Annotated in this window: 25 protein-coding genes and 1 riboswitch; of the genes, 5 read left to right on the top strand and 20 right to left on the bottom strand. The window is 48.8% G+C overall.

Features of this window, described 5'->3' with window-relative positions; all coding sequences use genetic code 11:
- Nucleotides 1–24: 24 nt before the first annotated feature.
- The 8 genes from EL84_RS13685 to cobD all read right to left on the bottom strand — a co-directional run bounded on the left by EL84_RS13685 (nucleotide 25) and on the right by cobD (nucleotide 7,302).
- The gene (locus EL84_RS13685; RefSeq protein ID WP_047842050.1) at nucleotides 25–837 is read right to left on the bottom strand and encodes an ABC transporter ATP-binding protein; all 813 of its coding nucleotides are present in this window, start codon (nucleotides 835–837) and stop codon (nucleotides 25–27) included.
- The gene (locus EL84_RS13680) at nucleotides 834–1,880 is read right to left on the bottom strand and encodes a FecCD family ABC transporter permease (RefSeq protein WP_036610733.1); all 1,047 of its coding nucleotides are present in this window, start codon (nucleotides 1,878–1,880) and stop codon (nucleotides 834–836) included. The genes EL84_RS13685 and EL84_RS13680 overlap by 4 nt, the downstream gene beginning before the upstream one ends.
- On the bottom strand, nucleotides 1,877–2,875 hold the full coding sequence (locus EL84_RS13675; RefSeq protein WP_047842049.1) for an ABC transporter substrate-binding protein: 999 nt from the start codon (nucleotides 2,873–2,875) through the stop codon (nucleotides 1,877–1,879). The genes EL84_RS13680 and EL84_RS13675 overlap by 4 nt, the downstream gene beginning before the upstream one ends.
- 409 nt (nucleotides 2,876–3,284) lie before the next feature.
- Nucleotides 3,285–3,403: riboswitch (cobalamin riboswitch) on the bottom strand.
- A gap of 180 nt (nucleotides 3,404–3,583) precedes the next feature.
- Entirely contained in the window at nucleotides 3,584–4,270 is a 687-nt protein-coding gene (locus tag EL84_RS13670; protein ID WP_053061483.1) for a histidine phosphatase family protein, read from the bottom strand.
- Nucleotides 4,261–5,241, bottom strand: coding sequence for an adenosylcobinamide-phosphate synthase CbiB (gene cbiB, locus EL84_RS13665; protein ID WP_047844175.1), 981 nt, complete (start codon nucleotides 5,239–5,241; stop codon nucleotides 4,261–4,263). Before cbiB ends, EL84_RS13670 begins: the two co-directional genes overlap by 10 nt.
- Nucleotides 5,242–5,285: 44 nt before the next feature.
- A complete protein-coding gene (locus EL84_RS32735; RefSeq protein ID WP_268794683.1) occupies nucleotides 5,286–5,408 on the bottom strand; it encodes a hypothetical protein in 123 nt (40 codons plus the stop codon).
- Nucleotides 5,405–6,115: an adenosylcobinamide amidohydrolase gene (locus EL84_RS13660; RefSeq protein ID WP_053061482.1), complete on the bottom strand. Its 711-nt coding sequence runs from the start codon at nucleotides 6,113–6,115 to the stop codon at nucleotides 5,405–5,407. Before EL84_RS13660 ends, EL84_RS32735 begins: the two co-directional genes overlap by 4 nt.
- Nucleotides 6,112–7,302: a threonine-phosphate decarboxylase CobD gene (cobD, locus tag EL84_RS13655; protein ID WP_047842048.1), complete on the bottom strand. Its 1,191-nt coding sequence runs from the start codon at nucleotides 7,300–7,302 to the stop codon at nucleotides 6,112–6,114. Before cobD ends, EL84_RS13660 begins: the two co-directional genes overlap by 4 nt.
- 189 nt (nucleotides 7,303–7,491) lie before the next feature.
- On the opposite strand from cobD, the gene EL84_RS13650 reads away from it, so the two are divergent.
- On the top strand, nucleotides 7,492–8,496 hold the full coding sequence (locus tag EL84_RS13650; RefSeq protein ID WP_036610740.1) for a lipoate--protein ligase: 1,005 nt from the start codon (nucleotides 7,492–7,494) through the stop codon (nucleotides 8,494–8,496).
- A gap of 288 nt (nucleotides 8,497–8,784) precedes the next feature.
- A complete protein-coding gene (locus tag EL84_RS13645; RefSeq protein WP_036610742.1) occupies nucleotides 8,785–9,588 on the top strand; it encodes a Cof-type HAD-IIB family hydrolase in 804 nt (267 codons plus the stop codon).
- Nucleotides 9,589–9,915: 327 nt separating this feature from the next.
- On the opposite strand, the gene EL84_RS13640 is transcribed toward EL84_RS13645, so the two are convergent.
- On the bottom strand, nucleotides 9,916–11,442 hold the full coding sequence (locus EL84_RS13640; RefSeq protein WP_036610744.1) for an NAD(P)/FAD-dependent oxidoreductase: 1,527 nt from the start codon (nucleotides 11,440–11,442) through the stop codon (nucleotides 9,916–9,918).
- A gap of 156 nt (nucleotides 11,443–11,598) precedes the next feature.
- Here EL84_RS13640 and EL84_RS13635 point away from each other — a divergent pair, with 156 nt between their 5' ends.
- On the top strand, nucleotides 11,599–12,168 hold the full coding sequence (locus EL84_RS13635) for a TetR/AcrR family transcriptional regulator (RefSeq protein WP_036610746.1): 570 nt from the start codon (nucleotides 11,599–11,601) through the stop codon (nucleotides 12,166–12,168).
- A 64-nt stretch (nucleotides 12,169–12,232) separates the two neighbouring features.
- Here the strand turns inward: EL84_RS13635 and EL84_RS13630 are convergent, their stop codons facing one another.
- A complete protein-coding gene (locus tag EL84_RS13630; RefSeq protein WP_036610747.1) occupies nucleotides 12,233–13,171 on the bottom strand; it encodes a DMT family transporter in 939 nt (312 codons plus the stop codon).
- Between the two features lie 120 nt (nucleotides 13,172–13,291).
- Here EL84_RS13630 and EL84_RS13625 point away from each other — a divergent pair, with 120 nt between their 5' ends.
- Nucleotides 13,292–14,713, top strand: coding sequence for a PLP-dependent aminotransferase family protein (locus EL84_RS13625; protein ID WP_235193757.1), 1,422 nt, complete (start codon nucleotides 13,292–13,294; stop codon nucleotides 14,711–14,713).
- A 56-nt stretch (nucleotides 14,714–14,769) separates the two neighbouring features.
- Here the strand turns inward: EL84_RS13625 and clpP are convergent, their stop codons facing one another.
- The 8 genes from clpP to cysT form a co-directional block, all read right to left on the bottom strand.
- Entirely contained in the window at nucleotides 14,770–15,351 is a 582-nt protein-coding gene (clpP, locus tag EL84_RS13620; RefSeq protein WP_017689971.1) for an ATP-dependent Clp endopeptidase proteolytic subunit ClpP, read from the bottom strand.
- Nucleotides 15,352–15,369: 18 nt separating this feature from the next.
- Nucleotides 15,370–16,242, bottom strand: coding sequence for an RNA polymerase sigma factor (locus EL84_RS13615; protein ID WP_053061481.1), 873 nt, complete (start codon nucleotides 16,240–16,242; stop codon nucleotides 15,370–15,372).
- Nucleotides 16,243–16,360: 118 nt separating this feature from the next.
- Nucleotides 16,361–17,167, bottom strand: a complete 807-nt coding sequence (locus tag EL84_RS13610; protein WP_047842047.1) for an MBL fold metallo-hydrolase — start codon at nucleotides 17,165–17,167, stop codon at nucleotides 16,361–16,363.
- Between the two features lie 283 nt (nucleotides 17,168–17,450).
- A complete protein-coding gene (locus EL84_RS13605; RefSeq protein WP_047842046.1) occupies nucleotides 17,451–17,897 on the bottom strand; it encodes a hypothetical protein in 447 nt (148 codons plus the stop codon).
- Between the two features lie 156 nt (nucleotides 17,898–18,053).
- Nucleotides 18,054–19,118, bottom strand: a complete 1,065-nt coding sequence (locus EL84_RS13600) for a sulfate ABC transporter substrate-binding protein (RefSeq protein ID WP_036610768.1) — start codon at nucleotides 19,116–19,118, stop codon at nucleotides 18,054–18,056.
- Between the two features lie 25 nt (nucleotides 19,119–19,143).
- Nucleotides 19,144–20,208, bottom strand: coding sequence for a sulfate/molybdate ABC transporter ATP-binding protein (locus EL84_RS13595; protein ID WP_047842045.1), 1,065 nt, complete (start codon nucleotides 20,206–20,208; stop codon nucleotides 19,144–19,146).
- Nucleotide 20,209: 1 nt separating this feature from the next.
- Nucleotides 20,210–21,007, bottom strand: a complete 798-nt coding sequence (locus tag EL84_RS13590; protein WP_047842044.1) for a sulfate ABC transporter permease subunit — start codon at nucleotides 21,005–21,007, stop codon at nucleotides 20,210–20,212.
- Nucleotides 21,004–21,819, bottom strand: a complete 816-nt coding sequence (gene cysT, locus EL84_RS13585) for a sulfate ABC transporter permease subunit CysT (protein WP_017689978.1) — start codon at nucleotides 21,817–21,819, stop codon at nucleotides 21,004–21,006. Before cysT ends, EL84_RS13590 begins: the two co-directional genes overlap by 4 nt.
- A gap of 494 nt (nucleotides 21,820–22,313) precedes the next feature.
- Here cysT and EL84_RS13580 point away from each other — a divergent pair, with 494 nt between their 5' ends.
- Nucleotides 22,314–22,715: a secondary thiamine-phosphate synthase enzyme YjbQ gene (locus EL84_RS13580; RefSeq protein ID WP_047842043.1), complete on the top strand. Its 402-nt coding sequence runs from the start codon at nucleotides 22,314–22,316 to the stop codon at nucleotides 22,713–22,715.
- Between the two features lie 187 nt (nucleotides 22,716–22,902).
- On the opposite strand, the gene EL84_RS13575 is transcribed toward EL84_RS13580, so the two are convergent.
- Nucleotides 22,903–23,505 (bottom strand): TetR/AcrR family transcriptional regulator, encoded by a 603-nt coding sequence (locus tag EL84_RS13575; RefSeq protein WP_036669101.1) that lies wholly within the window; start codon nucleotides 23,503–23,505, stop codon nucleotides 22,903–22,905.
- Between the two features lie 5 nt (nucleotides 23,506–23,510).
- Nucleotides 23,511–24,143 carry a YigZ family protein gene (locus tag EL84_RS13570; protein ID WP_047842042.1) on the bottom strand — a complete coding sequence of 211 codons (633 nt, stop codon included), beginning with the start codon at nucleotides 24,141–24,143 and terminating at the stop codon, nucleotides 23,511–23,513.
- Nucleotides 24,144–24,310 lie beyond the last annotated feature (167 nt).

Here is a 24,310-nt window from a genome sequence, read left to right as displayed (position 1 = left end):
AAAATATGGGTTGCCCCGCTTCATTTAATCGATGTCCCGTCGCAGCAGCAGTTGAGGTATGGCATGGTCGGGATGAGAGACAATCGCGGGTTTGACGCGAAATATATCCTGGATATTCTCATCGTTGATCAACGTATGAGGTGTACCCTTTCCAACCGCCATGCCCTCACGCAGCGCCAGAATGTGATCGCAAAATAACGCGGCCAGATTCAGATCATGCAGCACAGCCACAATCGTAATGTTATTTCTCTGTCGCCATGCCGATAACAATTCCATGAATTGCAATTGATATTTAATATCCAGAAACGTGGTCGGCTCGTCCAGCAGCAGTAACCTCGGCTCCTGAGCCATAACTTTGGCTAGTGCGACCCGCTGCCGTTGCCCGCCGCTGAGTGCATCCAGCGGTCTGTCCGCCAGCTCTGTCAATCCAAGGTCTTCAAGCACCCTGTCCACTACAAGTGTCCCATCGCCCACTTCCCGCCCCAGCCAATTCTGGTATGGATATCGCCCCATCTCCACCACGTCTCGCACGGGATAGGAGATGGCTGGTAAGCCATCCTGCTGCAATACAGCGATCATGCGCGACAGGTCCTTACGGCTGTAAGAGCCGATGTCTCGACCATCGATACGAATCTGACCTTCGTTTAACTGTTCCGTTCCGGCAATAAGCTGGATCAGGGTGGACTTGCCACTGCCGTTTGGTCCGACAACTCCCCACCAGTCACCTTCGCCAACATGCCAGTCTACATTGTGCAGTGCCTGATGATTGCCATATGACTTCCCTGCTCCCTTAATGGAGATAAGTGAAGTCGAGTTGGAACTGGTACTGGAATTCATGGCATCATCCCCTTCTGCAACTTTTTGTTCCGGTTCAGCAGGTAAGCAAAGAACGGCGCACCAACAAAGGCGGTGACAACACCGAGCGGAATCTCAGTTGGTGCCAGCAACGACCTTGCGATGGTATCGGCCCACACCATGAAGATCGCTCCACCAATGGCAGACAAAGGTACCAACAGTCGGTAATCCGGTCCCACCAGCAGCCGCAACATATGCGGGATCACCAATCCAACGAATCCGATGACACCCGATACCGAGACAGCCCCAGCAGTCAGCAGTGTGCCAACTGCCAGCACGGACAGCTTGAGTCTGTCCACTCCGATCCCGATATGTGCGGCTTGACGTTCTCCCAGTGCAAGCACATTCAACGAGCGTGCGCGGCTCCAGAGAAAGACCAGCCCTAACAGAAAATACGGGAAAAGGATGGCCGTATACGACCACCCACGCAGAGCCAGACTTCCCATCGTCCAGTATATAATTTCATTAATCGTCTGTTTCGACATGGTCGACAGGAAGGAAACAACTGCGCCCAGGAAACTTTGCATGACCACACCAGCCAGAATGAGGCTGTGTGTAGGTATTTTACGCCCTTCACGAGCCAGTGCCATAACAAACCATAACGTGATTACACCCGTCAAAAACGCCACCAGTGGCAACGTCCAGATTCCGATCAGTGCATACTGCAATCCGAAGAAAATCAGAAAGGCTGCACCCACCGAAGCACCGGATGACACGCCCAGGGTGAACGGGTCTGCCAGTGGGTTCCGAAGAACCCCCTGGAATCCCGTACCAGCAATCGCCAACGATGCGCCCACGAGCACGGCAAGCAGTACACGTGGGAATCTGACTTTCCAGATAATCTGTTCGGCTGCCTTATTCCAATCCGGTGTAATCCAATCGCCCACCCAGGGAATTTTGTGAATCAGGATGCCTGCAATATCCCGGATCGGCAACGCTACTGAACCAATGCCCGTGCAGATGAGCACAGTGAGCACCAGCAGCACCATGCCCGTCGTTCCGAACAGGATCAGCTTTTTACTCATTGGAACAAGTCAGGGTAGATCGCTTTGGCTACTTCTTTCAACCCTTGAGTTACACGTGGACCCGGACGGCTCAGCAGGTTGGCATCCAGGCCAATAACCGCGTCATTTTTCACAGCCGTAATTTGATCCCAGCCGCTGCGCGCCTTGATGATCTGATCCAGTGTTTTAGAGTTTTCGTCAATGACATCGTTGGCATACAGGATCACATCCGGGTTGGAGGCAATCACGTTCTCTTCGTTGATTTCATACCAGCCCTCTTTGTCGGAAGCAATATTGCTACCACCGGCTACAGTGATGAGTTCATCCATGAATTCGCCTTTACCTACAGTCCAGCCTGGAGAGAATTCAACGTATACTTTTTTCTTCTCTTCCGGTTTAACTGCCTTCACCGCTTCGGTTACATCCGTCACGTCCTGTTTCATCTGGGTGATGATTTCTTGTGCTTTTTCCTGATGATCGGTGATTTTACCGAAGGTTTCGATATTGTTCATCACGTCGTCAATGGATTTAGGATCCGTTTTAAAAATGGTAATGCCCAGTTCACGCAGTTTCTTCACTGCATCTTCGCTCATGGAGATACCTGTGAAGACAATGTCGGCTTCAGCGGCAATAATGGACTCTTCATTGGGCTTGGTAATACCGCCCATTTTAGCTTTGGTTGTTGCCGCTTCCGGATAATCGTCATAGTCGGATACACCAACGATTTGATCGTCCAATCCAAGGGCAAACAGGGATTCCGTCTCAGCCGGAGACACGGATACGATTTTGGCAGGTGCCTTTTCAAAGGTGAACGATTCACCCGTTGCATCGGTAACGGTAAGTGGATATTGTGTTTTGAGGTCCGTCTGCGCCTGGCCTTGGGACTGCTCCTGTGCCGGTTGCTGTGAAGTACCTGTACCCTCGTTTGTTGTTGCATTGCCACATCCGGCCAAAGCCAGTGCGAGTGCCGCTGCACTTAGCAGGGACGCTACGTTTTTCCAATTCTTGAAATTCATTCTGTTATTCTCCCCTTCTCTATTTGTACTATTTTCTTGCATCGTGCTCAAACTCTTACTCCCCATGCCTTGGTGTTCCTGTGTAAGGTTTGAACTGCAACATTTACACGCTAACGGAGAGTGCAGAACCAATCTGAAGAAACGAAGTGTTCGCCTTTATCACCGGATTTTCCATTTCAAAAAGGGAATCAAAAAATCTGGGGATAACAGCGATCGGAAGATGGTACTGCAATCGGAGTGACCTCGTGTAAAATTGGTCTCGGTTCATCTTACATGAACAATAAAAAATCCCCAATCCTTGGACAAGGATCAGGGATGACGTCTCGCATATGGCGATCTGTACATGTTCAACCAAGGGTTGTCCATGCGCATAGAATAGCCCGAAACGCTGTCCTTTCCTCGAAGGAACACCGGTTTGTACGTCCAGGGCAGGTAACCTGACTTACAGGAATCATCCTGTTTTACAGTGGCGGGACCGTGCCGGATTTGCACCGGCTTCCCCATTTCACCCTTGTGTGTTTCATGACTCGTACTAAATTTGCCATGAAAACAGCCTTCACACGCGGGACCCTTGGTCGCTGATATGGTAAACCATTGTCGTGTAATTTCTGCATGCTACATACTCGTTCAGGCTTCACAGCCTGCAGCGAATCTGCATCCATGCTGAAGTCACACTTCTGTTGTGATTATAGGGTATATTGTACATCCTTACAACCCGATCGGCGGAAAAGTCACTCTGCTGCCAAACCACTGATTCCCCTGTTGATCAAGCTGAACCTGAATCGCCTGTCCCGGTACTACATGTGTATCCCAGAACCCAAGCCCGGCAATCAGACGGGACAAGGCATACCGGATGACACCACCATGCGTAACCACAACTATGGTTGACTCGCGCCCCTCATCAACGTGCATTGAAGGACGACCCTCCAACAACATCACTTGGAGAAAGGAATCCAACCGTCCGGTAAACTCCTGCCACGATTCCCCGCCGGGCGGAGTGACTTCCTGCGGCGTATCAATCCAGTTTCGGTACACAGGGTTATCCTTAAGCTGATCATACGTCAGCCCTTCCCACTGTCCAAAATCATTCTCGCGCAGGCGCGAGTCGAACTTCACCTGTCCGATGGCATCAGGAAGAATCTGTTCCAGCGTCTGTCGGCAGCGAAGTAGATCACTGCAATATACCTCATTCCACGAAACACCGCTCAATTGTTCATGAAGCGGAGCCAGCTCTTCTTTGGCATTTGGCAGCAGACCGATGTCGGTATGCCCCAGGTATCTTTTTTCCACATTCCACAACGTTGTCCCATGACGGACCCACAGAATGTTTCGTTTCAGCGGCCCGGGTTGATCCCTATGTACTTCATTGCCTGCATTCTCTTCATTTACGGCCATAACAACGTCCCTCCTGCCAGCCACACACCCAGCGTTATGAACACGCATAGTACCACAAAAGCCCCTGCCGACCAGAACATCAGACGTGACGTTTGCACAATATCCTCGGCTTCCATCGGCCGTGTGGCTTCACCCATGTAGGCACGAAATGAAGCAACGCCGTGATACACGTTATGTCCGCCAAGCCGGATGCCCAGTGCTCCAGCCACCGCTGATTCGGGAAAACCGCTATTCGGACTTGGATGTAGTCTTGCATCCCGTGCAACCATGCGTGCTGCTCCTTTGGCGTCCAGCTTCATGACCCAGGCACCCACGATTAACAGAATCGCGGTCAGCCGGGCAGGTATCCAGTTCGCCACATCATCCAGACGGGCCGAGGCCCAGCCAAGATGCAGATACTTGTCATTTTTATATCCAACCATGGAATCCAGCGTGTTGACGGCGCGATAAGCCATAGCAAGCGGAGCGCCTCCAATGAGCGCATAGAATAACGGCGATACAATGGCATCCACGATATTTTCGGCAACCGTCTCTACCGTTCCCCGCACAACCTCGGGTTCATCCAGATGCGCCGTATCACGTCCAACAATCATGCCCAGTGAACGTCTAGCCGCCGGCCAATCCTGCTGCTTCAGATAACGATACACTTCCATACCTGCATCCTTCAGCCCTTTTGAAGCAATGGTCGTTGCAATGAGCACCACTTCAGCTGCCGCTGCAATGACAGGGTTGATTAGTCCAAGCAGATATACGAATCCCCACGTGATCGCAAAAGAACCCCCCGCAATCACAATCGGGAACAACAGCCCGGCTCTCTTCAGCCCCGAATCTGTGTTCACACGCGAGCGAATGACACGCTCCAACGCCGAGATGCCTTTTCCCATGCCAATCACCGGATGGGGAATCCAGCGCGGATCTCCAATACATCGGTCCAACAGGTACGCCAGTATAATAATCCAGGCTCCCGCCATGCCTGTCCAGAACGGCCAGGTCCATAGATGCTCCACCTCAAAAGTCATTTGTTCCTGACCCTCTCTTTCCATAACAGTCCGGCCCGAAGGCTTTCCGTTACCGTGTCGTATACCAATCTGCCAATCGCCGCCCCTGCCGTAGTTGCTGTCCCGGCATAAGTGATCATCGGATGAGTTCCTCCACTGCCTGACGTACCGCCAACACAATGGCATCGGTTGTAGTACCGGTGGCGGGCAACCCGTTCTCCGAATCCAGAACACCCGCATCCGCCAGCGCGGCCGCTTTGGCTTCCACCGCCGTCTGTACTGCATTCACCATCGCCCCGCTGGTCATGCGTCCATTCAACCAGAGCATGATGTTAATTGTACCCGGGACATAGGATGGCATCGTCAGATTCCGTGCTGAAGGAGCAGATCGCTCCCTGCCGGAAGACATCGTCTTATTTTCCGCCGCATCAAATACCGTTCTCTCCGACCCCGCTCGTGCGGCATTTGATACACCCGCAGTGGTGCAGCACAGAAGGCCAAATTCATCACTTGTATATTCCTGAATGGAGGTATGCTCCAGCCTTACGGCCGTCAATAATCCGGCACATTGATCGCGTGGCTCATGCCATTCATTCAGCGCTTGTTCGATATCACGCGGCGGATCATCACAGCGGTAATGCCTGTCCACATAGAGGTTAAATATGCGATCCAGTTCAAGCATCCCGCCGCCATATACCGCACTCGACAGCGCTTGGGCAGACCTTGGGCTCTGAGCTTTGATATGTCGTTCATGTGCGGATATGTTCAGTCCCGGCCAGGAAGAGGAAGCATATTCATTCTCTTCTGTTTCTCCATTCGTAAAGTAGTTATAAAACGGGAGTGTCATTGCCGCTTCCCTCCCTGTTCCTGTTCGGAATCTTTTGTCTGCTCCTGCTGACTTGATTCATGAATGGAGGTCTGATTGACATTCGGATATCCCTTGGTTTCCAGCACGCTGCCCAGCCCTTCCAGTAATGTAGCATTGGCATCTGCATCCTTGACCGCGAAACGTACATGCCCTTTGTCAAGCCCCGGATACATGGCACAGCTACGAATCAGAATGCCTCTTCGGCCCAGCGCCTCCTGCATTGATGCCGCTGTCCAAGGGGCCGGCACACGTGCCAAAATAAAATTCGCCTCTCCCGGTGTCACCGTACATCCGTACGCCTTCAGCCCTTCGATGAGACGCCCCCGTTCCCGCGTGATCTGTGACATGGTCTCCTGTTCGTACCGTTCTCCACTGCGCAGACAGGCTTCCCCTGCCATGAGCGCCAGACCGTTGACACTCCAGGTCACCTGTTTCTTTGTCATCGCCTGAATGTATTCGGCACGGCCCAGAGCATATCCGAGACGCAAGCCCGGTATGGCATAAAACTTTGTCATCGAGCGAATGATGATCACATTCGGATAGTCATTCAGATGTGTTGCCAGGGACTGACGCCGGTCTAACGGAATAAAATCCATAAAGGCCTCGTCAATGACAAGTACGGTTCCCGTTTCTTCCGCTTTGCGTGCAAGCCTTTGTAATACCTCAAGTGGATATTGTACACCGTTTGGATTGTTGGGCTGGCCGAGGAAGAGCAGGTCTACCTTTTCCATGAGTTGCTCGATGTCCTCGGGTTCCGCTCGCCACGCCAGTTCTTCTCTTCCCTCCGTATGCACAACCTCGGCACCGAATTGTCGTGCCAACGACCGGTACTCCGAAAATCCCGGTTCCACCGTACCCACCTTGCGCGGGGCAAGCCCCAGCAGAATGAGCGCCATGCTTTCGGCTGCGCCGTTGCCCACGGAAATCAGCTCCTGCATCACACCAAGACGCTCGCTCAGCAGTGCTTTGAATCCGCGATGCGCCGGATCGGGATACCGAATCACCGACTGCAATCCTTGCTGTATAGCCTCCAGCACCCCTCTGGGTGGACCGAGTGGATTAATGTTGGCACTGAAATCCAGAAAATCAGCGGCTTCCCTCCCAAATCGTGACGCAGCCGTCTCCACGTCCCCGCCATGTCCGAACACTTCGATATAACCGGTCATTCTTCCGTCATCCTTTCTGTATGTCCTTTTTATTATGGATGGCACGGGAGGTGTGGGTCAATCCTGTTTTCTTTGTGTCCCAACCATAATTCGTTTACAATAGAAGAGGAATTTCGGTTCCTTTTGATATACAAGGTTCACTACATAAGGGACTAGCAATCCCTCACATACATTAATGGAGGAATGACCATGCTGTTTGTAGACAACCAGGGCATTACAGATCCTTCTGTAAACCTTGCGATTGAGGAGTACATTCTGAAACATCTGCCGATGGAGGATGACAGCTATCTGCTGTTCTACATCAACCGTCCGTCGATCATCATCGGAAAACATCAAAATACGATTGAAGAAATTAATATCGAGTACGTTCAGGATAACGGTGTGCAGGTGGTTCGTCGTCTTTCGGGAGGCGGAGCGGTATATCATGATCTGGGCAACCTGAATTTCAGTTTTATTACAGCGGATGACGGTCAATCCTTCCATAACTTCCGCAAGTTTACCCAGCCAGTGGTTGAAGCTTTGCACGAGCTTGGTGTAAATGCCGAGTTGACCGGGCGTAATGATCTGCAAGTCGGCGAAAAGAAAATTTCGGGCAATGCCCAGTTCTCTACACGTGGGCGTATGTTCAGTCATGGCACATTGATGTTTGATCTGAATCTGGAGCATGTTCAGGCTTCCCTGAACGTCAATCCCGAGAAGTTCAAATCCAAGAGCACCAAGTCCGTCCGCAGCCGGGTCGCCAACATACGGGATCTGATTGACACCAACCTGACGATTGAGCAGTTCCGCGATGAGCTGTTACGTCACATTTTCAGAATGGAGCCACAAGACGTCCCGCAATACAAGCTGACTGACAAGGACTGGGACAAAATCAAGGAAATCTCCGCTGAGCGTTATAATAACTGGGACTGGAACTATGGCTTGTCTCCGGAAAGCAATGTGAAGCACACTCGCAAATTCCCTGTTGGCATCATCGATCTGCGCATGAACATCAAGGATGGACGTATCGAAGATATCAAAATCTTTGGCGACTTCTTCGGTGTAGGCGATGTAGCGGATATCGAAAATATGCTGCGCGGCAAGAGGTATGAGGAAACCGAGGTGCGTACTGCACTTGAGGGCCTGGATGTAAAACATTACTTCGGCAACCTTGAGCTGGAAGACTTTATCGGCCTTGTTTTCCTGGAAGAGTAGGTATATAAGTTCAACCCAAGAATGTTTACACCTGCCACTCCGATGACAGAATAACCTTCCGATCGCTGTTATCCCCAGATTTTTTTGATTCCCTTCTTCAAAGGGAAAATCCGGGGATAGCTTATGCTTCCGATGTAGCTTTCTTTCAGAAAGCTTTCAGGCGAACGCTCCGCTTCTTCAGGTTTTTTCTGTCCTCTCCGTTCTCGTGTAAAACGTTTAGTTGAACTGATATAGATTAAGTCGGGTATAGATACAAATAAATACAGATAAAAAAGGAGAGAAACACAGATGAGCTACAAATTGATTGCAATCGACATTGATGACACACTGATCAACGACAACAAAGAAGTAACCCCTGCTACACAGACAGCACTGGAACAAGCGGTTGCCCATGGTGTAACTGTAACGCTGGCGACTGGACGTGCTTATGCTTCCGCACAAGCGCTTGCTCGTCAAACCGGACTTAACGTTCCGATTATTACGTATCAGGGCGCACTGGTGAAAAACCTGCTGGACGAAAAAGTCCTTTATGAGCGTTACGTTCCACAGGAAGCTTCCCGCAAATTGTATGATTACTGCCTGGAGAACAATCTCCACCTTCAAACATACATTGACGATAAGTTATATGCCCGTGAGGAAAACGACAAGCTGCGTGATTATGCCAAATTAAACGGCACCCAATATTACATCGAATCTGATTTCATCAAAGTCATCGAACAAAAAACACCAAAGTTGCTTATTATCGATGAGCCAGACTACTTGGATAAGGTTGCCGTTGACTTGCGTGAATTGCTCGGACCTCAAGTCCATATCACAAAGTCCAAACCTTACTTCCTGGAGATCATGCACAACGAAGGAACTAAAGGCCACGCCCTGACCTTCCTGGCGGACCATTTTGGTCACCAGCTCAGCGAGTGTATTGCCATCGGCGACTCCTGGAACGACCATGAGATGCTCGAAGTTGCTGGTCTTGGTGTAGCGATGGGAAATGCCATTCCTGCGCTGAAAGAGCTGGCAGATTACATTACGGCAAGTAATAACGAAGACGGTGTAAAAGAAGTTATCGAGAAGTTTGTGTTGAACGCAGAGTAAATGAGATCAACGAACAGCCCAGTCGGCGAATTTCGCCGTACAGGGCTGTTTTTTTGATTTTAAAAATATGTTCATTATCCTATTTAGCGATTATATTTGGTATATTTTTCTGTTATTTTTTATGTTTTGAGAGCAACAATGCGGTAATCAAGGATAATTGTAGTGAAATCGTAATCGCCATAGATAAGATGACACGATTTGTATCTGGGACATCGGCAAAAAATAAAACAATAAAAAATACAATAAATGAGATTACAATGCTAGCTATGAAATTTAAAATTATTCGTTTCATGTTTTGCCTACTTTCACGCACCACGATTCATTGTTTTACTTGCTCATGGCATGCTGGAAAGACTCCAGCAGTTTTTTGATTTGCCCATCAAATTCCAGTTGAAATGACGGAATGATCTCATCTATTCTTTGCTGGAATAACTCCGGATCTTGGACACCAAGCTCTGCTCTTAACTCCATTTCTTCTTCGGAACCGTTGTCGTTCAGGATCATGTTCAGGATTTCACCTTTAAAGTATTCACTTGGAGGAAGGATTAGAGCATTCATCAGGAACTGGGTAAAAAAGAGATGTTTATTATTTTCCTGACTCGCCTTTTTCATCGCCTGCTTAGTAAACAAGTTTATATACTTCTGAGCAAACGCAACCCCTTTCATTCGGGAAGGCCCAACATGTTCGACCCCTTTCCAACGCAGATCGGCCACAGAACTAAGCCACCAGGCTGGTTCAATGGCCTGCTGCATACGAAGCAACACTTGGCGCTCAAACTGCGGCTCAGGATGCATTCGCTGCTCATCCAAGCATTTCCCTATGGTCTCGGCTTCAATTGCAGCGACCGTCATGCCTTGACCATGGATCGGATCGAAGCTGCAGAATGCATCGCCAAGGACAAGTAATCCGGAGGGCCAATTCTCCATCAGTTCAAAATGTTGACGAACAGACTCGGAAATACGGTATCCACGAGGCCCTTGAAAAGGCTCCAGCTGGTCTGCCAACGCTACGATTTCATCCGAAGCAAACAGATGTTTGATTTGCTCTTGGAACTCATCCGGATGGGTTGGAGGATATTCATCTCCTCCTGCGTTGAACAGTAACAGACCAGCGATATCATTTTCAATGCGCCACAACATGCCTGCACGAGTTCCTTGCACAGGATCGGACTCTGTTATCACCGTTCCCCAGTCATTTTGAATAGAGGATGGTATCTTATAATAGCGGGTGCTGTAACCAAGAGACACCTTTAGCACTTCCGGCTCAGGCACGGACAACCCTATCTGTTCAAGCCATCTGATCAATTTGGAAGAACGTCCCGCGGCATCAATAACCATATCTGCTACAAGCATTGCTTCCGGATTATCCCGGCCTCTTTCTTTGGTATACACGCCTGTAATCAAACGCTGATCTTCTGATGCCATTAAACCAGTAACTTCCGTGCTCGTTAAGAAGCTTATATGATCTATGTTCTGGACTCGCTGACGCAATACCCATTCCAGCAGAGCTCTGCTGCTCGATGCAATTTTGAATGAGGAAGCAGCATTCGCTTTATTAACTAATGTACCGTAGCGATTGGCAATCATAAACTTCTCTTCATGTGAAGGAATGGCACCAAGCGCGACCAATTCGTCATTGTATCCGGGAAAGTAATGTTCCAGAATGAGTCCGCCGCGCGGTAATACACGATGTGGATGAAAGGATTGAGGCACACCCTGCCGATTTGCCGGCTCAGAAGGCAATTCATCTCGCTCAATGATACATACCTCATCATAATAATCAGATAACATCCTTGCAGTGATTAACCCTGCAATACCTGCCCCGATCACCACAGCTTTTTTCATGTCGGACATCGCCACTTCATCCTCTCTAATCCATCATATTTTATCTACACTTGTAGCCCTATCAAAAAATTACTTATAATACCAATATACACTTGAAATCTCGTTCCATGTAAGAATCAATGTGTTGATACTATATAGCTAAACTACAATAAGGAACTGATGTAGATGAAAATGATTGATAAAAAGGTGGATTTGAGAGTTACCCGAACTCATAAATTGTTAACGATGGCGCTACTCGATCTGTTATGTGAGAAAGACCAGCTATTCAGCAACATCACAATTAATGAAATATGTGACAAAGCTATGGTTCACCGAACAACGTTTTACAAACATTTCAAGGATAAATTTGCTCTGCTGTCCTCCACCCTATCTTGGGTCCTTCGGGATTATTTACACATGAATGTAGAAGATCGATTACAGCAGCCTTTGCAAAGCATATCTAAAATTCTGTTCGGAAATGTACTGGAGACAATTGTGCAGAACCAACAGAAGGATGAGGGGTTTAACAACTTTTTCATACATTATATCGGAGAGATATTCAGAAGGGATTTTCTGGAATTGAAGAGAAGAGGTAAACAATTTTCACTTCCCATAGAACTTGTTGCCGAGTTTCACTCGGGGGTGATTCGTTTACTTGTGATGTGGTGGATACAACATTTCGAAGAAAATGTTACGGCAGAACAGATGGATGAATATTACTACCTACTGGTTAACGAGAATATCATGTTGAAATAACAAACAGCTCAACCTAAAATCAATGGCTGATTTTGAGATTGAGCTGCATACCTTCCAACTTTACCTATTTTAAAACAGATTCGGAAGCCTGCACTGTCATCCTCGCACGACTTCTTTTCTTCAACCAGCCGCTCACCTTCTCATTCATCGCCAGCAGACCTGAAACGACCAGCACTACACCGATCCATGTAACCCAGCTGACATGCTCACCGTAGACAACAGCACCAAGCCCTACGGCAATGGGTGGTGAAATGTATAACCATGTTGCTGGAAACAACGGGTTGGTACGCGACATAATCCAATAGAACAGACTATGCCCCACCATGGAGCCGATGACAGTCAAATAGATCACCGACGAGACGGCAGGCACCCAGTCCAGAGCAGACATACTCCACGATTCCGTTCCGACCGAGAGCAGGGATAACAGCAGTCCCCCATACATCATCTGCACCGCATTGATCGCTACAGGACTAGCCTCCTTGAACTGATGAATGACCTTTTTGGAGTACAATGCACCTGCTGAATAACAGACCTCCCCCACTAGTACCGCGATACAACCCCACATGAACAGGGAACCTGCACCAAGCGATACACCTGGCAACACAACCAGTACCACACCGGTGAACCCGATCAGGCAGCCCACAATCATACGGGCAGATGTTTTTTGCCGTAACAGCGCCGTCTGCATCAACATAATCATCAGCGGCCCTGTCGCTGACAGAATGGCACCCACACCCGAGCTCACATGCTGTTCAGCCCAATATAATGTGGCAAAAGTGCCGAAGGTCAGCCCCGCTCCCGTTAACAACATCTCCTTGCGGAACAGGAGCGACCAGCTCACTTTGCCCTTCATCCTCATCCATGCAAACATCAGCGCTCCCGCGATTAAAAATCGCAATCCGGCTGACAGAAAAGGCGGCATGCCTGCCTCTACTCCAATTTTAATAGCCAGAAATGTTGTACCGAAAATAAGACACATAACCGTAAATGCAATCCCCACCATGATAACCACTCCTTTATCTGTTCTCCATCATATCTCATGGTCTACAGAACAGAATGAACAAAACAGAACAGTTTTCTCCCATTAGCTGTTACAATAGAGTTCAAAAGGAGTGTGAGCCGGGTGGGCAGAACCATGATGATGACAGATAACAGCCTGAAATTATATGAGCAAGTAATCCATTATCTCGTTGTACGTATAGAAGCGGGAGAGTGGGCCGAACATGAAAAACTGCCATCTGTACGAAGCCTGTCCGAGCTACTCGGCGTACATCGTCTGACCGTATTCAAAGCCTATCAGGAGTTAAAGGAACGTGGGAGTGTTTATGTGAAGGATAAGTCTGGCTATTATGTCAGCCCAGCGACTCCATTCTCAGTAACGGATCAGGCGGATGATCCCGCCGTGTCTGCCTGGCTGCATTGGGATTCACTTGCACGGGTACAGTCCCTTGAAGCAGAATACCAATTTTCCAAATCGTTAATCGATCCCTCTTTGCTGCCCAACCGTTATTGGGGTGAACTAATGCGTGATCTGCTGGATCAATATCCCCGTTTGCTCGGAACGTATTCCACGATTCAGGGAGATCTGGAATTGCGAAGTGCGCTGGCAAGCCACCTAACGAAAAAAGAACGCTTCTACCTCTCCGCAGACGAAGTACTCATTACTTCGGGGGCGCAGCAAGCGATTGATGTCATCTCGCGGACGCTGGTCAAACCCGGGGATCGGGTGTTAATGGAACGGCCTACGTATGGACCGGCAATGGAGATTTTCCGCAAACAAGGTGCTCGTCTGATCTTTACGGATATTCACTCGGACGGGTATGATCTGGAGCAGATCGAACATCTGATGAAGAGTGAGAAGCCGCGCCTCTTTTATATGACACCGACCTTTCAGAATCCAACCGGCCTTAATGTTCCAGTAGAACAGCGTAAGCAGTTACCTGAACTTGCAGAACAGTATGGTTGTTTTCTGCTCGAAGACGACAGTACCTATGATATCTATTTTAAGGAGAAACCTCCTGCACCCATTTTCACCTACGATACTACTGGACACACTCTGTACATCCGCAGTTACAGCAAGTACGTTGCACCCGGGCTACGGATTGCAGCCATCATATGCCGCCAGCGATTCATGCCAGGACTACAGGCTGTAAAATCACTGACAGATAACGGATCGCCCCTTCTGAACCAGAAGCTTTTTCTCCGTTATTTTCAGTCAGAACGCATGCATCAGCATCTATCCAAGCTGCGGACCGCTATCCAGCTACGGATGGAAGTGATGGAACAATCTCTGCTGGAAACGGACTGGACGTGGACCCGGCCGGAGGGCGGACTCAACTTTTGGGTAGAGCTTCCTGAGGGTGTGGATACAGGGAGACTGCTTCACCGATGCATGGAACAATCCGTTGCCTTTGTACCCGGAACCGTATTTGATTCTTCGGATCATTCAGCCAGTCGCAAGCTGCGCCTGTCCTTCTCTTATGCACATGAGCAGCAGATTCGGGAAGGCATGAGCAGGCTTATTACGCTTGCAAAAGAAATGTAAGGTTTGGTTATAAATCGAAAAAAGCCCGAAAGGTCACATGACCTTACGGGCTACTGTTATGAGCTGGATATGACCTTATCCACCAATCCATATTCGACTGCTTCCGCAGCGGTCAGGAAATAGTCTCGATCCGAGTCCTTCTCAATCCGCTCAATTGACTGTCCTGTATGGTCGGCTAACAGCTTGTTAAGACGTTGACGATGCTGAATGATGCGGTTAGCATGAATCAGCATATCCGACGCCTGCCCTCGTGTACCGCCATGTGGCTGATGGATCATAATCTCACTGTTGGGCAACGCCATACGTTTACCTTTTGTTCCACCCACCAGCAAGATCGTACCAAAGCTTGCCGCCATACCTGTACAGATCGTGGAGATATCCGGCTTCACAAATTGCATCGTATCATAGATCGAGAATCCCGCAGTCACCGACCCACCAGGACTGTTGATGTACATCTGGATGTCCTTCTCCGGGTCCTCTGCAGTCAAAAACAATAACTGGGCCACGATGGCATTTGCCATCTGATCCTCAATTTCTCCGGACACCATAATGATCCGATCTTTGAGCAAACGTGAATAAATATCATAACTCCGCTCTCCGCGAGCTGTCTGTTCCACTACATAGGGTACTACATTCATGTGTGTCGCCTCCTCGGTTTAGGCAACCATGTTGACCGTGTATCCTCCTCCATACGACATCGAGTTCATGCCAGAAGTAGAGTACCCGTACATCATTGGTTGCATGGTTGGAGACGGCAAAGTATGCTGCAAAATCGTGCCCGCCACAGCCATCGGGTCATCGGTCCGGTTCAGGCACAGATCAATCATTCGGGCTGTATCCCCATTACGAAATGCCAGCAGATAGTTGCGCAGTTCCTCCCGATTGTCCTCCACTGCGCCTTCCTCATACTGCAATTCAGCGTCCGATTGTTCCAACCTGTGCCTCACTTCAGCTATGGCAGAGCGAGCACGACTTAACGCTGCTTTCACAGCGCCTTCTGTCGTATCCAGCATTTCCGCAGTCTCTGCCGCCCTATAACCCATTAATTCACGTAATACATATATCACTCGCTGCCACGGTGGTAGCGTATTTACAAGAAGTTGTACGGCAGACTCCAATTCCTCGAATCGCCTTTCCTCCTCCATTTCGTGTAGGAGCGGCTTCAAGCTATCCAGTTTATAAGCCAATCTCTCCCGCTGACGTAAGATATCAATCCAGCTGTTGCGAGCAATACGAATCAGATAAGCTTCCCAGTTTATATCTTTATTCATCCCGGAAGTTCCAACCACTCTCGACGACAACACTTTGAGACAGGTCTCCTGAACCAGATCCTCCGTGTCTGGAACTGATTTCGTCAGAGATAGACAATACGCATACAACGAACCCATCAGATCGGGTAGTACGGTATGGATGCTTGGGTTCAATTGATTTTTTCTGTCGTTGCCATTAAATTCAATATCGAATTTATCTTGTTTACCATCATCATGTGGTCTGTTGATTCTGCAATCCACGGACTTCACAAAGGCCATCTTGGGGGCCCCCCTTTGCTGGTTCCTGATTGATTTTGACTTACACTATGTAAACGAAGAACCCTTTGTAAAGGATACGCTCTTCTGAATTTATTTTTGTTACGCTAGTTAAGTTGAGTTACGCATTCGTTTCCAGCTTTAATGTTCCAAGCGGTACCTTCATCCCGGTAAGGGCAATCGTAATACGTTGATCCAGATTATAATTCTGCCGTACATCGACGTCATGAGACATATGTGTAAAATAAGTATGACCCGGCTTCAGTTCCCACAGCAGCTCCTGCGCCTCACGCATATCGTACACGGAACGTGTTGAGAATTCCGCAAGCTCATGCACAAAGCTTGTTCCAAGCACCAGCATATCCAGTCCGTGCAAAGGCTCTTTCTCGGCATCCTTCAGGTCAATAGCGTCTGAACAATACGCCCAGCTATACCCACCCTGATCCAATCGATAGGCGTACGAATACCCGTTATGTCCATGGCATACTTTCCAGGAATGTACCTTCCAGCCGCCTAGTTCAATATCATCATCCGTTTCCAGAAAGTCCGTATGACGACCCAACCAAGGAAACTGTCCCTGAATGGTGGCAATCACTTCGCGTGGTGCATACAAACGCCCCTTTACACCCAACCACCGGCATGCATCCGCCCATTCCGGCAATCCTCCAATATGGTCAAAATGGGCATGAGTGATGAGCAGCGTATGCACCATGCGCATTCCCTGATCCTCCATCTGTGATCTCCAGTCTGGTCCGCAGTCAATCATGAACTGTTCACCCGCACCATCCCCACCACCGTCAATCAGAACAGAAGAGCGTTTCCGTTTATTCTCTCCCGTAAGCCTTGCCTCTGTACATACTTCGCAATCACAATACACACGTGGAACGCCCATCGCATCGCCAGTGCCCAGAAATGTTAGCTGATTCAATCCGCATTCCCCCTGAATTAATGATATGTAGATTGTAATCGTCCACCTCCGTTTTTGCAAAAAAAAGACCATCCCGTTGCAGTTCTCCACTGCAATTCGGGACAGTCTGTGGTCTGACCGTTCACCGTCAGACTTTAATTCCATGCTTCGCTCCATTCGGGAGCGTACGCTTCGTCAGCATGTGATGCAACCTTATAAGCGGGTCGTCCGCATGAAGATCAGGCCTTACCTTTTAAACAGGCCACGACCGATTAATTCGAGTCACATCCACTCCGCGCTGGAACTATACCAGTGCCCGCAGCTTCAACGTCAATTCCTGACCCGCAGGTACATCCTTCGAATCCGTAATGACCCAGTTCGATGCAAGCCGCTTCGCCAGTACCTCTGCCTGCTCCGGTTTCAACTGTAATCCGGTGATGATTCCTTCACCCACTGTGAAGTCTTTCTCGGGCTGTACCTTGAAGGCTTTCTCCAACCAGATTCCGAGTCCACCACGCGTGTTAAAGGTAATCCGGTAGCCATCTTTTACTGCTTCCTCCAGATTTTCACCATGTTCATCCGCATACGAGAAAAATTCGGTATATCGGTATTCCTCTTCAGACACGGCGTCAAAAGCGGAAACGTCTTTCGCTTGAATAGCTTTTAAAATTTCTTCCTCAGTCATACCCTTACCACGGGCCTGCTCCAGTCGAATCGCTGTACTTTGGGATAATTTGATCTCTGTGTTCATACTATCACGCCTTCCTGCTAGTACTATGTAACAATCATGATTCAGTATACCTCTATTATAACCTTTTGGCAGTAAAAAACCTCCATCTCTACTTCCATTGAAATGAAGGTTTAGTATCTACATGCTCGGTTACCTATTCGATTACATCAGCAATACTCATAATCCAGCGAGCACCTGATACCACACGCCGCGTTTGGAGTACAACGTACTGCGTACCTCGTCCCATCCACCCAGATAGTTGATATCAAATAGTCCTTCTGGCGTTGGGAATGTCGACTCCGTCTGTGCAAATACATCCGGATCTACTGAACGAAAACCATGCTTGGCAAAAATACGCTGCGCTTCTGGTGTACGCAGATATGCGACAAAGGCTTCTGCCAGTTCGCGATTTCCATGTTTATCGGCATATTTATTCACCACAACTGCTGGGTTCTCAATCAGGATCGTATTTTTTGGAATGACGATGTCATAATCTACACCTTTGGCGATCCGGGCAAGCAATTCATTTTCATACGTGACGATGACATCACCCACACCATATTCGAATGCCGCCATCGAAGAACGCCCACTCTTGTCCAATGATTCAACGTTACGATGTACCTGTTCGAGAAAAGCCTTGGCTGCGGCAGGATCTTTCTTCCCCTCTTGCTCCTCCGACAGTTTCAATCCGGCACCATAAATGGCATTAATGTCCCATTGTGCGCCTCCGGATGTCTTTGGATTGGGGTACAGTACCTTCACTCCTGGCTTGGTTAAGTCCTGAAAATCACGAATACCGAGCGGGTTGCCCGCTCTTGTGCCCAGAACAACAATTGAACGGGTGATCATGCCCTCATTAGGGGTCTGTTTCCAATCAGAGCTAACCAGATCGGCTTTGACCAACTTCTCGATATCACTCTCCATCGCGAGCAAGGCTACATCAGCCTCGAATCCACCAACGATGGCTCTTGCCTGTGTGCCCGAAGCTTCATAGGATTCTTGAAAGTTAATCGTCTGTCCGGTTTTTGCCTTCCACTCCTCTTGGAACTTGGGTAGCAATTCGCCTACAGCATCTTTCGCTACACTATAAGCACCAATCACCAGCGTATTGGATGAATCGTTACCAGAGGGCTCGTTCTGTTCGCTTGACTCCTCCTGCTTGCTGCATCCAGCGGTCATGCAGACGAGCAGAAGCATGAGGGCGACATATAAGAGTATGGCTTTCTTCTTCCTCGTCTGCATGGGCAGCCCCTTTCTTCCACTTGATCTAAATCATCACCGGCATCGGATCTTCCTTCAGTCGGTTCTCAACCACCCAACTGTTGGAGTCATTGAACAGGTATGCACGGTGTACAAGGACGCGAATTTGTTGACCGATCTCCAATGTCGTTTTCTCCAGGGAACGATATGTGATTAACTTATGACCCTGTACATCCACCTCTACCATCCATTCACTGCCGCGGAAATGAAGATGTTTGACTGTACCTTTTTCCGTTGCAGACAACATGGTGAACTCATTTTTCAAGCCGATCTCAATATACTCCGGTCGAATCAGCGCTCGTGTACTTTCACCCTCAACCGCATGTTCGAATCCTTTCAGCTGGGAGGCATCCTCCACAACCGTAGACTCCCCGATAAATGTAGCGACAAACGGTGTCTGCGGGTTTTTGTAGATATCCCAAGGTGTGCCCTTCTGTTCGAGACGACCTTGGCTGATAATCATGATTTCGTCCGCCACTTCAATCGCTTCATCCTGGTCATGCGTTACAAATATCGAAGTAATCCCTACCCGTTCAATCAACTCACGCAACCATGAACGCAGTTCCTGACGGATCTTAGCATCAATGGCCGCGAACGGTTCGTCCAGCAATAATAGCTGGGGCTCCGGGGCAAGTGCTCTGGCAAAAGCAACACGCTGACGCTGCCCACCAGACAACTGATGTGGATAGCGCTGTTCGAAACCTTTTAACCCGGTCAGTTCAACAAGTTCCATCACCCGATCACGAATCTGGGCTTTTGGTGTCTTCTTGACCTTGAGTCCAAAGGCGATATTCTCAAATACCGTCATATGTTTGAACAAGGCATAGTTCTGGAATACAAATCCGATGCCCCGCTCCTGTGGAGGCAGATGGTTCACCACTTTTCCATGAAAGCGAATCTCTCCAGAACCCGGATTCTCCAGACCCGCAAGCATCCGTAGAATGGACGTTTTCCCGCCTCCGCTGGGTCCAAGCAGACCGATCAGATGGCCTTTGGCAATATCGAATGAGACATCTTTTACCGCATGAAAATCACCGAAATGTTTGTTCAGATCACGGACTTCTACATGCATATCAATGCACTTCCTTTCGCTTCTTGGCCCATTCCATCATAAGCAGCAGCCCGACGGAGAAGGTGACCAGCACCAATGCCACACCATTTGCGGCAGCTACATTAAAATTCTCAACATCCTGGTACACCAGCGTTGTTGCGGTCTGCGTTTTGTTCATAATATTACCGGATACCACCAGCACTGCACCGAATTCCCCAAGCGAGCGCGCAACCGTCAAGACTAGACCATACACTACCGCCCAGCGGATCGAAGGCCATGTCACACTCCAGAACGTTCTCCAGCCGTAGGCGCCAAGTGTAGATGCCGCCTCCTCTTGCTGAGAACCGAGTTCCTGGAGGACAGGCATAACCTCTCTGACCATCAGTGGAAAGGTAACAAATAACGTTGCGATCACCATACCCGGGAAGGCATAGACCACATTGAATCCAATCCCTTCAAAAAAAGCGCCCATAATGCTGTTAGGTCCCAACATCAACACAATCATCAAGCCGCCAATGACAGGAGATACGGCATAAGGCAGGTCTACAATGCTGTTCAGCAGCCCTTTTATCCGTTCACTCATCCATCCGGCACGAACCAGATACAGAGCCATCATGATGCCAAACAATGTATTTAACAGGGTGACCACCAGAACCACCAGTCCGGTCATCATCAAGGCATGTAACGCCTCAGGACGCATTAACCCTTTCAGGAATCCACCTGCCCCGTCTTCAAATGCGCCAATAAAAATGCGTCCAAGCGGGATGATCAGCAGTACAATAAATACCGCAAACGTCAGTCCGATTAACAGTCGTCTCATCGTCTTCTCCCCCGCATCTGCACCAGATTGATCAGCCAGAGGATCAGGAAGGAGAGCGTCAGGAGCAACACGGATACCGCGGCGGCTCCCGTTGGATTATCACTTTCAATCTCCCCGTAAATAAATACGGAAGCGGTCAGTGTTCTTCCCGGAATGTTACCAGCCACCAGCACAACAGCCCCGAATTCAGCCAGTCCTCTGGAGAAAGCCAACATCCCCCCACTGATCATGCCAGGTGCCATGGAAGGCAGAATAACCTGCATGAACGTGCGAGCCTTGGATGCCCCCATCGTGTACGAGGCCTCTTCCTCGGAAGGATCGATTTCTTCCAGCAAAGGCTGCACTGCACGGATAACAAACGGAAACGTGACAAAGGTCATCGCGATAACAATGGCGGGCTGGTGAAATACAATCTCAAATCCCATGGATTCTGCCAGTTTCCCGATGGCACTGACTGGACCCAAAAGCAGCATAATCATCAAGCCGCCCACCGCTGTTGGCAGTGCAAACGGGAGATCAACCAGACTGTTGAGAAACGATCGGCCCACAAAGCGATATCTTGTCAACACCCAGGCGATCATCGTGCCCAAAACCACATTAATCAGCGTGGCAATCACGGCCAGCCGAATGGTCAGCAGTACGGCTTTCCACGCGATGGGGTCCATAATGCTCTGAACAAAGTTGCTCCATCCTTCAGAGAAGGAATTGACGTACACACCGATGATTGGAAGTACAATAAGTACGATAAAATATAACAATACGGTACTGCGGAATCCCCAAGTCCATCCCTTATGACGAAGAACGGTATTCATTGCTGCGTTCCCTCCCAGCCTCCGGCTTTAGCTCCGGTCGGCAGTCTTCCTGGCTTCAATACGACATTTTTCCTAAGTTGGATGATATTACTTTAATATTATTCCCATTAGTCTACTTGGTTTTGCTTTTCTGATACTTTACCAGTTTGCAGTGCTAATCGTCAATGCTTTTATTGAATATAATTGGGCCTCATATGAGAACGATTAATAAAAATCGCACTGTACACTGCGCGGCCAGAACAACCTTCCGATCACTGTTAACCCCAGATTTCTTTGATCCCCTTTTTTAAGGGGAAATCCGGTGATAAAGGCGAAGCTTATGCTTCCGAAGCAGCTTTCCTACAGAAAGCTTTTAGCTTCCGCTTCTTCAGGTTATTTCTGACCTCTCCGTTATTGTGCGATTCACATATCCGTCTTCATATGTGGTTTGTTTGGTATGTAGTGGTTAAGGTACAATCGAGGGTAAGAAATGAGATCCTAAGGAGTGATTTAACATGTTATACAAGAAGAATATATCCACTTCCACACGAGATGAAATGAAGGATATCACATGGGACGTAAAGCAGGTTGTCCAGAGTAGCGGGGTGCAGAATGGGACGATGCTCATCTACTGTCCACATACGACGGCGGGTATAGCCATCAACGAAAATGCAGACCCGGATGTGAAACACGATGTCTTGTTGCGCCTGGACGAAGTGTACCCTTGGGAGCACCCCGAGTATCGACATGCCGAAGGCAATACAGCCTCTCACCTCAAATCGATCACAACAGGGCCATCACAGACGGTGATTATTCACGAAGGCAGGCTGCTTCTCGGCCGCTGGCAAGGCATTTACTTTTGCGAATTCGATGGGCCACGTGAGCGGGAGTACTTTCTCAAAATCATGGAAGGTTAGTTGGGTCCAATAGGCCTGCCCTACTCGTTCATTTTTGCAAACACAAACAGGCGGTCCACCCTCATTCCGGGTCGGAGCCGCCTGACTTGGTCTGCTGCGTTTACTAACTTTCGCGAGACAACGTTATAAAGAATTAAAGTTATGACAAATCACCGCCCTGAAGTGTAGGGGTGCAACAACAGCGCCATTATTGGTCGCCAGGCTGCTGACCCAGATTGCGGCACAGCACTTTGACATGAGACAGCGCAGACGATTCAATCTCCACAAACGTTAAACGGTCCTGAATGTAATAAGAAATGAATCCGTGCATAGCCAAAAATAGCGTACGCGGTACCCTTTGAATATCCTCTTCCGTACAGTTCGCTTCATTCATATACTGCCTTATAATCGATGCAAACAATTCGAAGCAACGTCCCTGTTCGGTACGACAATAAGACAATAGTTCTTCGTCCCTGATCATAAACATAATTTCGTATTGGTATGGATTCTCCAGACCAAAGCGAATAAACTCCATCATAATGTGCTCTACCTTGCTCACATCATCACGAACTGGCCTGACCATGGCTTGCAGCAGCAAATGCCCCAAATGATTGAAATCTTCAACCACGATGGCATAGAACAGCTCTGCCTTTTCCTTAAAGTGATAATACAGCGACCCATGACTATAGCCCAGATGCTGGCCGATGCTTCGCATCGAAATGGCGCGGTATCCTTTGGTAATAAAAAGGTGCCTCGCCGCCTCCAGTATCCGCTCCCTCGACAACTCCTGTTCGACTGCTCTTCTAGCCATATATTTTATTCCCCTTCAATAAAATAAAGCCGCTGTCCCTCCGTGATCCGGGATTGCCCTTGCGTCAAATCCGTGATCCAGGCTATAAAAGCCTCGGTTTCACTATCCGGCGGAAGACAAGTCAACGTAACCTTATCGGTGAATCCAGTTTCACCTGTACGGACTTCCCGGCTTCTTAACTCATTTTCCACTTTACCCAGCCACGTATAATCCAGTTCAACAAACACTTCACGATGCAGCACGTTGGTAATGGCTTCTCCGGCTTCAATGGCTGCTACAGCTCCATCCGTATAAGCACGAATTAACCCGCCAGCTCCAAGCATAATTCCCCCGAAGTATCGCGTAACCACAATTGCCACATTTTTTAATTTCTGATTTTTGATCACTTCAAGAATGGGTTTCCCTGCTGTTCCGCTGGGTTCACCGTCATCGGATTGCTTCTGGATCTCGTCCCGCTCCCCAATCATGTATGCAGAGCAGTTATGATTGGCATTCCAATGTTTTTTCTTGATCTCATCGATGAAGGCAACAGCTTCTTCCTCTGTCGTGACCGGCATAATATGACCGATAAATCGCGACTTCTTGATTACAATTTCCAGATTGCCCGGTCCTCGAACCGTGCGATAACGTTCAATCATCCTAAATCCAACTTTCTGATCTTTTCCTGAGTCCATTTTACAAGAAAGCAGTTCACCGCGCGAACGCGGACGAACTGCCCTGGTTATCTACATCCGGGAACCCTGCATCTTACACGAACAGTGATTCCCGGTTAGATTTACATTACCTTATTCAACTATATGAGCAA

It is taken from the genome of Paenibacillus sp. VT-400, from assembly GCF_001029205.1.
GTDB classification, from domain to species: Bacteria; Bacillota; Bacilli; order Paenibacillales; family Paenibacillaceae; genus Paenibacillus; species Paenibacillus amylolyticus.
This window is presented reverse-complemented; position numbering and strand designations above follow the sequence as displayed.

What these genes read in the sequence shown, in the direction of transcription:
- EL84_RS13685 (WP_047842050.1), bottom strand. Translation starts at nt 837, where the DNA reads ATGAATTCCAGTACCAGTTCCAACTCGACTTCACTTATCTCCATTAAG.
- EL84_RS13680 (WP_036610733.1), bottom strand. Translation starts at nt 1,880, where the DNA reads ATGAGTAAAAAGCTGATCCTGTTCGGAACGACGGGCATGGTGCTGCTG.
- EL84_RS13675 (WP_047842049.1), bottom strand. Translation starts at nt 2,875, where the DNA reads ATGAATTTCAAGAATTGGAAAAACGTAGCGTCCCTGCTAAGTGCAGCG.
- EL84_RS13670 (WP_053061483.1), bottom strand. Translation starts at nt 4,270, where the DNA reads ATGGCCGTAAATGAAGAGAATGCAGGCAATGAAGTACATAGGGATCAA.
- cbiB (WP_047844175.1), bottom strand. Translation starts at nt 5,241, where the DNA reads ATGGCGGGAGCCTGGATTATTATACTGGCGTACCTGTTGGACCGATGT.
- EL84_RS32735 (WP_268794683.1), bottom strand. Translation starts at nt 5,408, where the DNA reads ATGATCACTTATGCCGGGACAGCAACTACGGCAGGGGCGGCGATTGGC.
- EL84_RS13660 (WP_053061482.1), bottom strand. Translation starts at nt 6,115, where the DNA reads ATGACACTCCCGTTTTATAACTACTTTACGAATGGAGAAACAGAAGAG.
- cobD (WP_047842048.1), bottom strand. Translation starts at nt 7,302, where the DNA reads ATGACCGGTTATATCGAAGTGTTCGGACATGGCGGGGACGTGGAGACG.
- EL84_RS13650 (WP_036610740.1), top strand. Translation starts at nt 7,492, where the DNA reads ATGCTGTTTGTAGACAACCAGGGCATTACAGATCCTTCTGTAAACCTT.
- EL84_RS13645 (WP_036610742.1), top strand. Translation starts at nt 8,785, where the DNA reads ATGAGCTACAAATTGATTGCAATCGACATTGATGACACACTGATCAAC.
- EL84_RS13640 (WP_036610744.1), bottom strand. Translation starts at nt 11,442, where the DNA reads ATGTCCGACATGAAAAAAGCTGTGGTGATCGGGGCAGGTATTGCAGGG.
- EL84_RS13635 (WP_036610746.1), top strand. Translation starts at nt 11,599, where the DNA reads ATGAAAATGATTGATAAAAAGGTGGATTTGAGAGTTACCCGAACTCAT.
- EL84_RS13630 (WP_036610747.1), bottom strand. Translation starts at nt 13,171, where the DNA reads ATGGTGGGGATTGCATTTACGGTTATGTGTCTTATTTTCGGTACAACA.
- clpP (WP_017689971.1), bottom strand. Translation starts at nt 15,351, where the DNA reads ATGAATGTAGTACCCTATGTAGTGGAACAGACAGCTCGCGGAGAGCGG.
- EL84_RS13615 (WP_053061481.1), bottom strand. Translation starts at nt 16,242, where the DNA reads ATGGCCTTTGTGAAGTCCGTGGATTGCAGAATCAACAGACCACATGAT.
- EL84_RS13605 (WP_047842046.1), bottom strand. Translation starts at nt 17,897, where the DNA reads ATGAACACAGAGATCAAATTATCCCAAAGTACAGCGATTCGACTGGAG.
- EL84_RS13600 (WP_036610768.1), bottom strand. Translation starts at nt 19,118, where the DNA reads ATGCAGACGAGGAAGAAGAAAGCCATACTCTTATATGTCGCCCTCATG.
- EL84_RS13595 (WP_047842045.1), bottom strand. Translation starts at nt 20,208, where the DNA reads ATGCATGTAGAAGTCCGTGATCTGAACAAACATTTCGGTGATTTTCAT.
- EL84_RS13590 (WP_047842044.1), bottom strand. Translation starts at nt 21,007, where the DNA reads ATGAGACGACTGTTAATCGGACTGACGTTTGCGGTATTTATTGTACTG.
- cysT (WP_017689978.1), bottom strand. Translation starts at nt 21,819, where the DNA reads ATGAATACCGTTCTTCGTCATAAGGGATGGACTTGGGGATTCCGCAGT.
- EL84_RS13580 (WP_047842043.1), top strand. Translation starts at nt 22,314, where the DNA reads ATGTTATACAAGAAGAATATATCCACTTCCACACGAGATGAAATGAAG.
- EL84_RS13575 (WP_036669101.1), bottom strand. Translation starts at nt 23,505, where the DNA reads ATGGCTAGAAGAGCAGTCGAACAGGAGTTGTCGAGGGAGCGGATACTG.
- EL84_RS13570 (WP_047842042.1), bottom strand. Translation starts at nt 24,143, where the DNA reads ATGATTGAACGTTATCGCACGGTTCGAGGACCGGGCAATCTGGAAATT.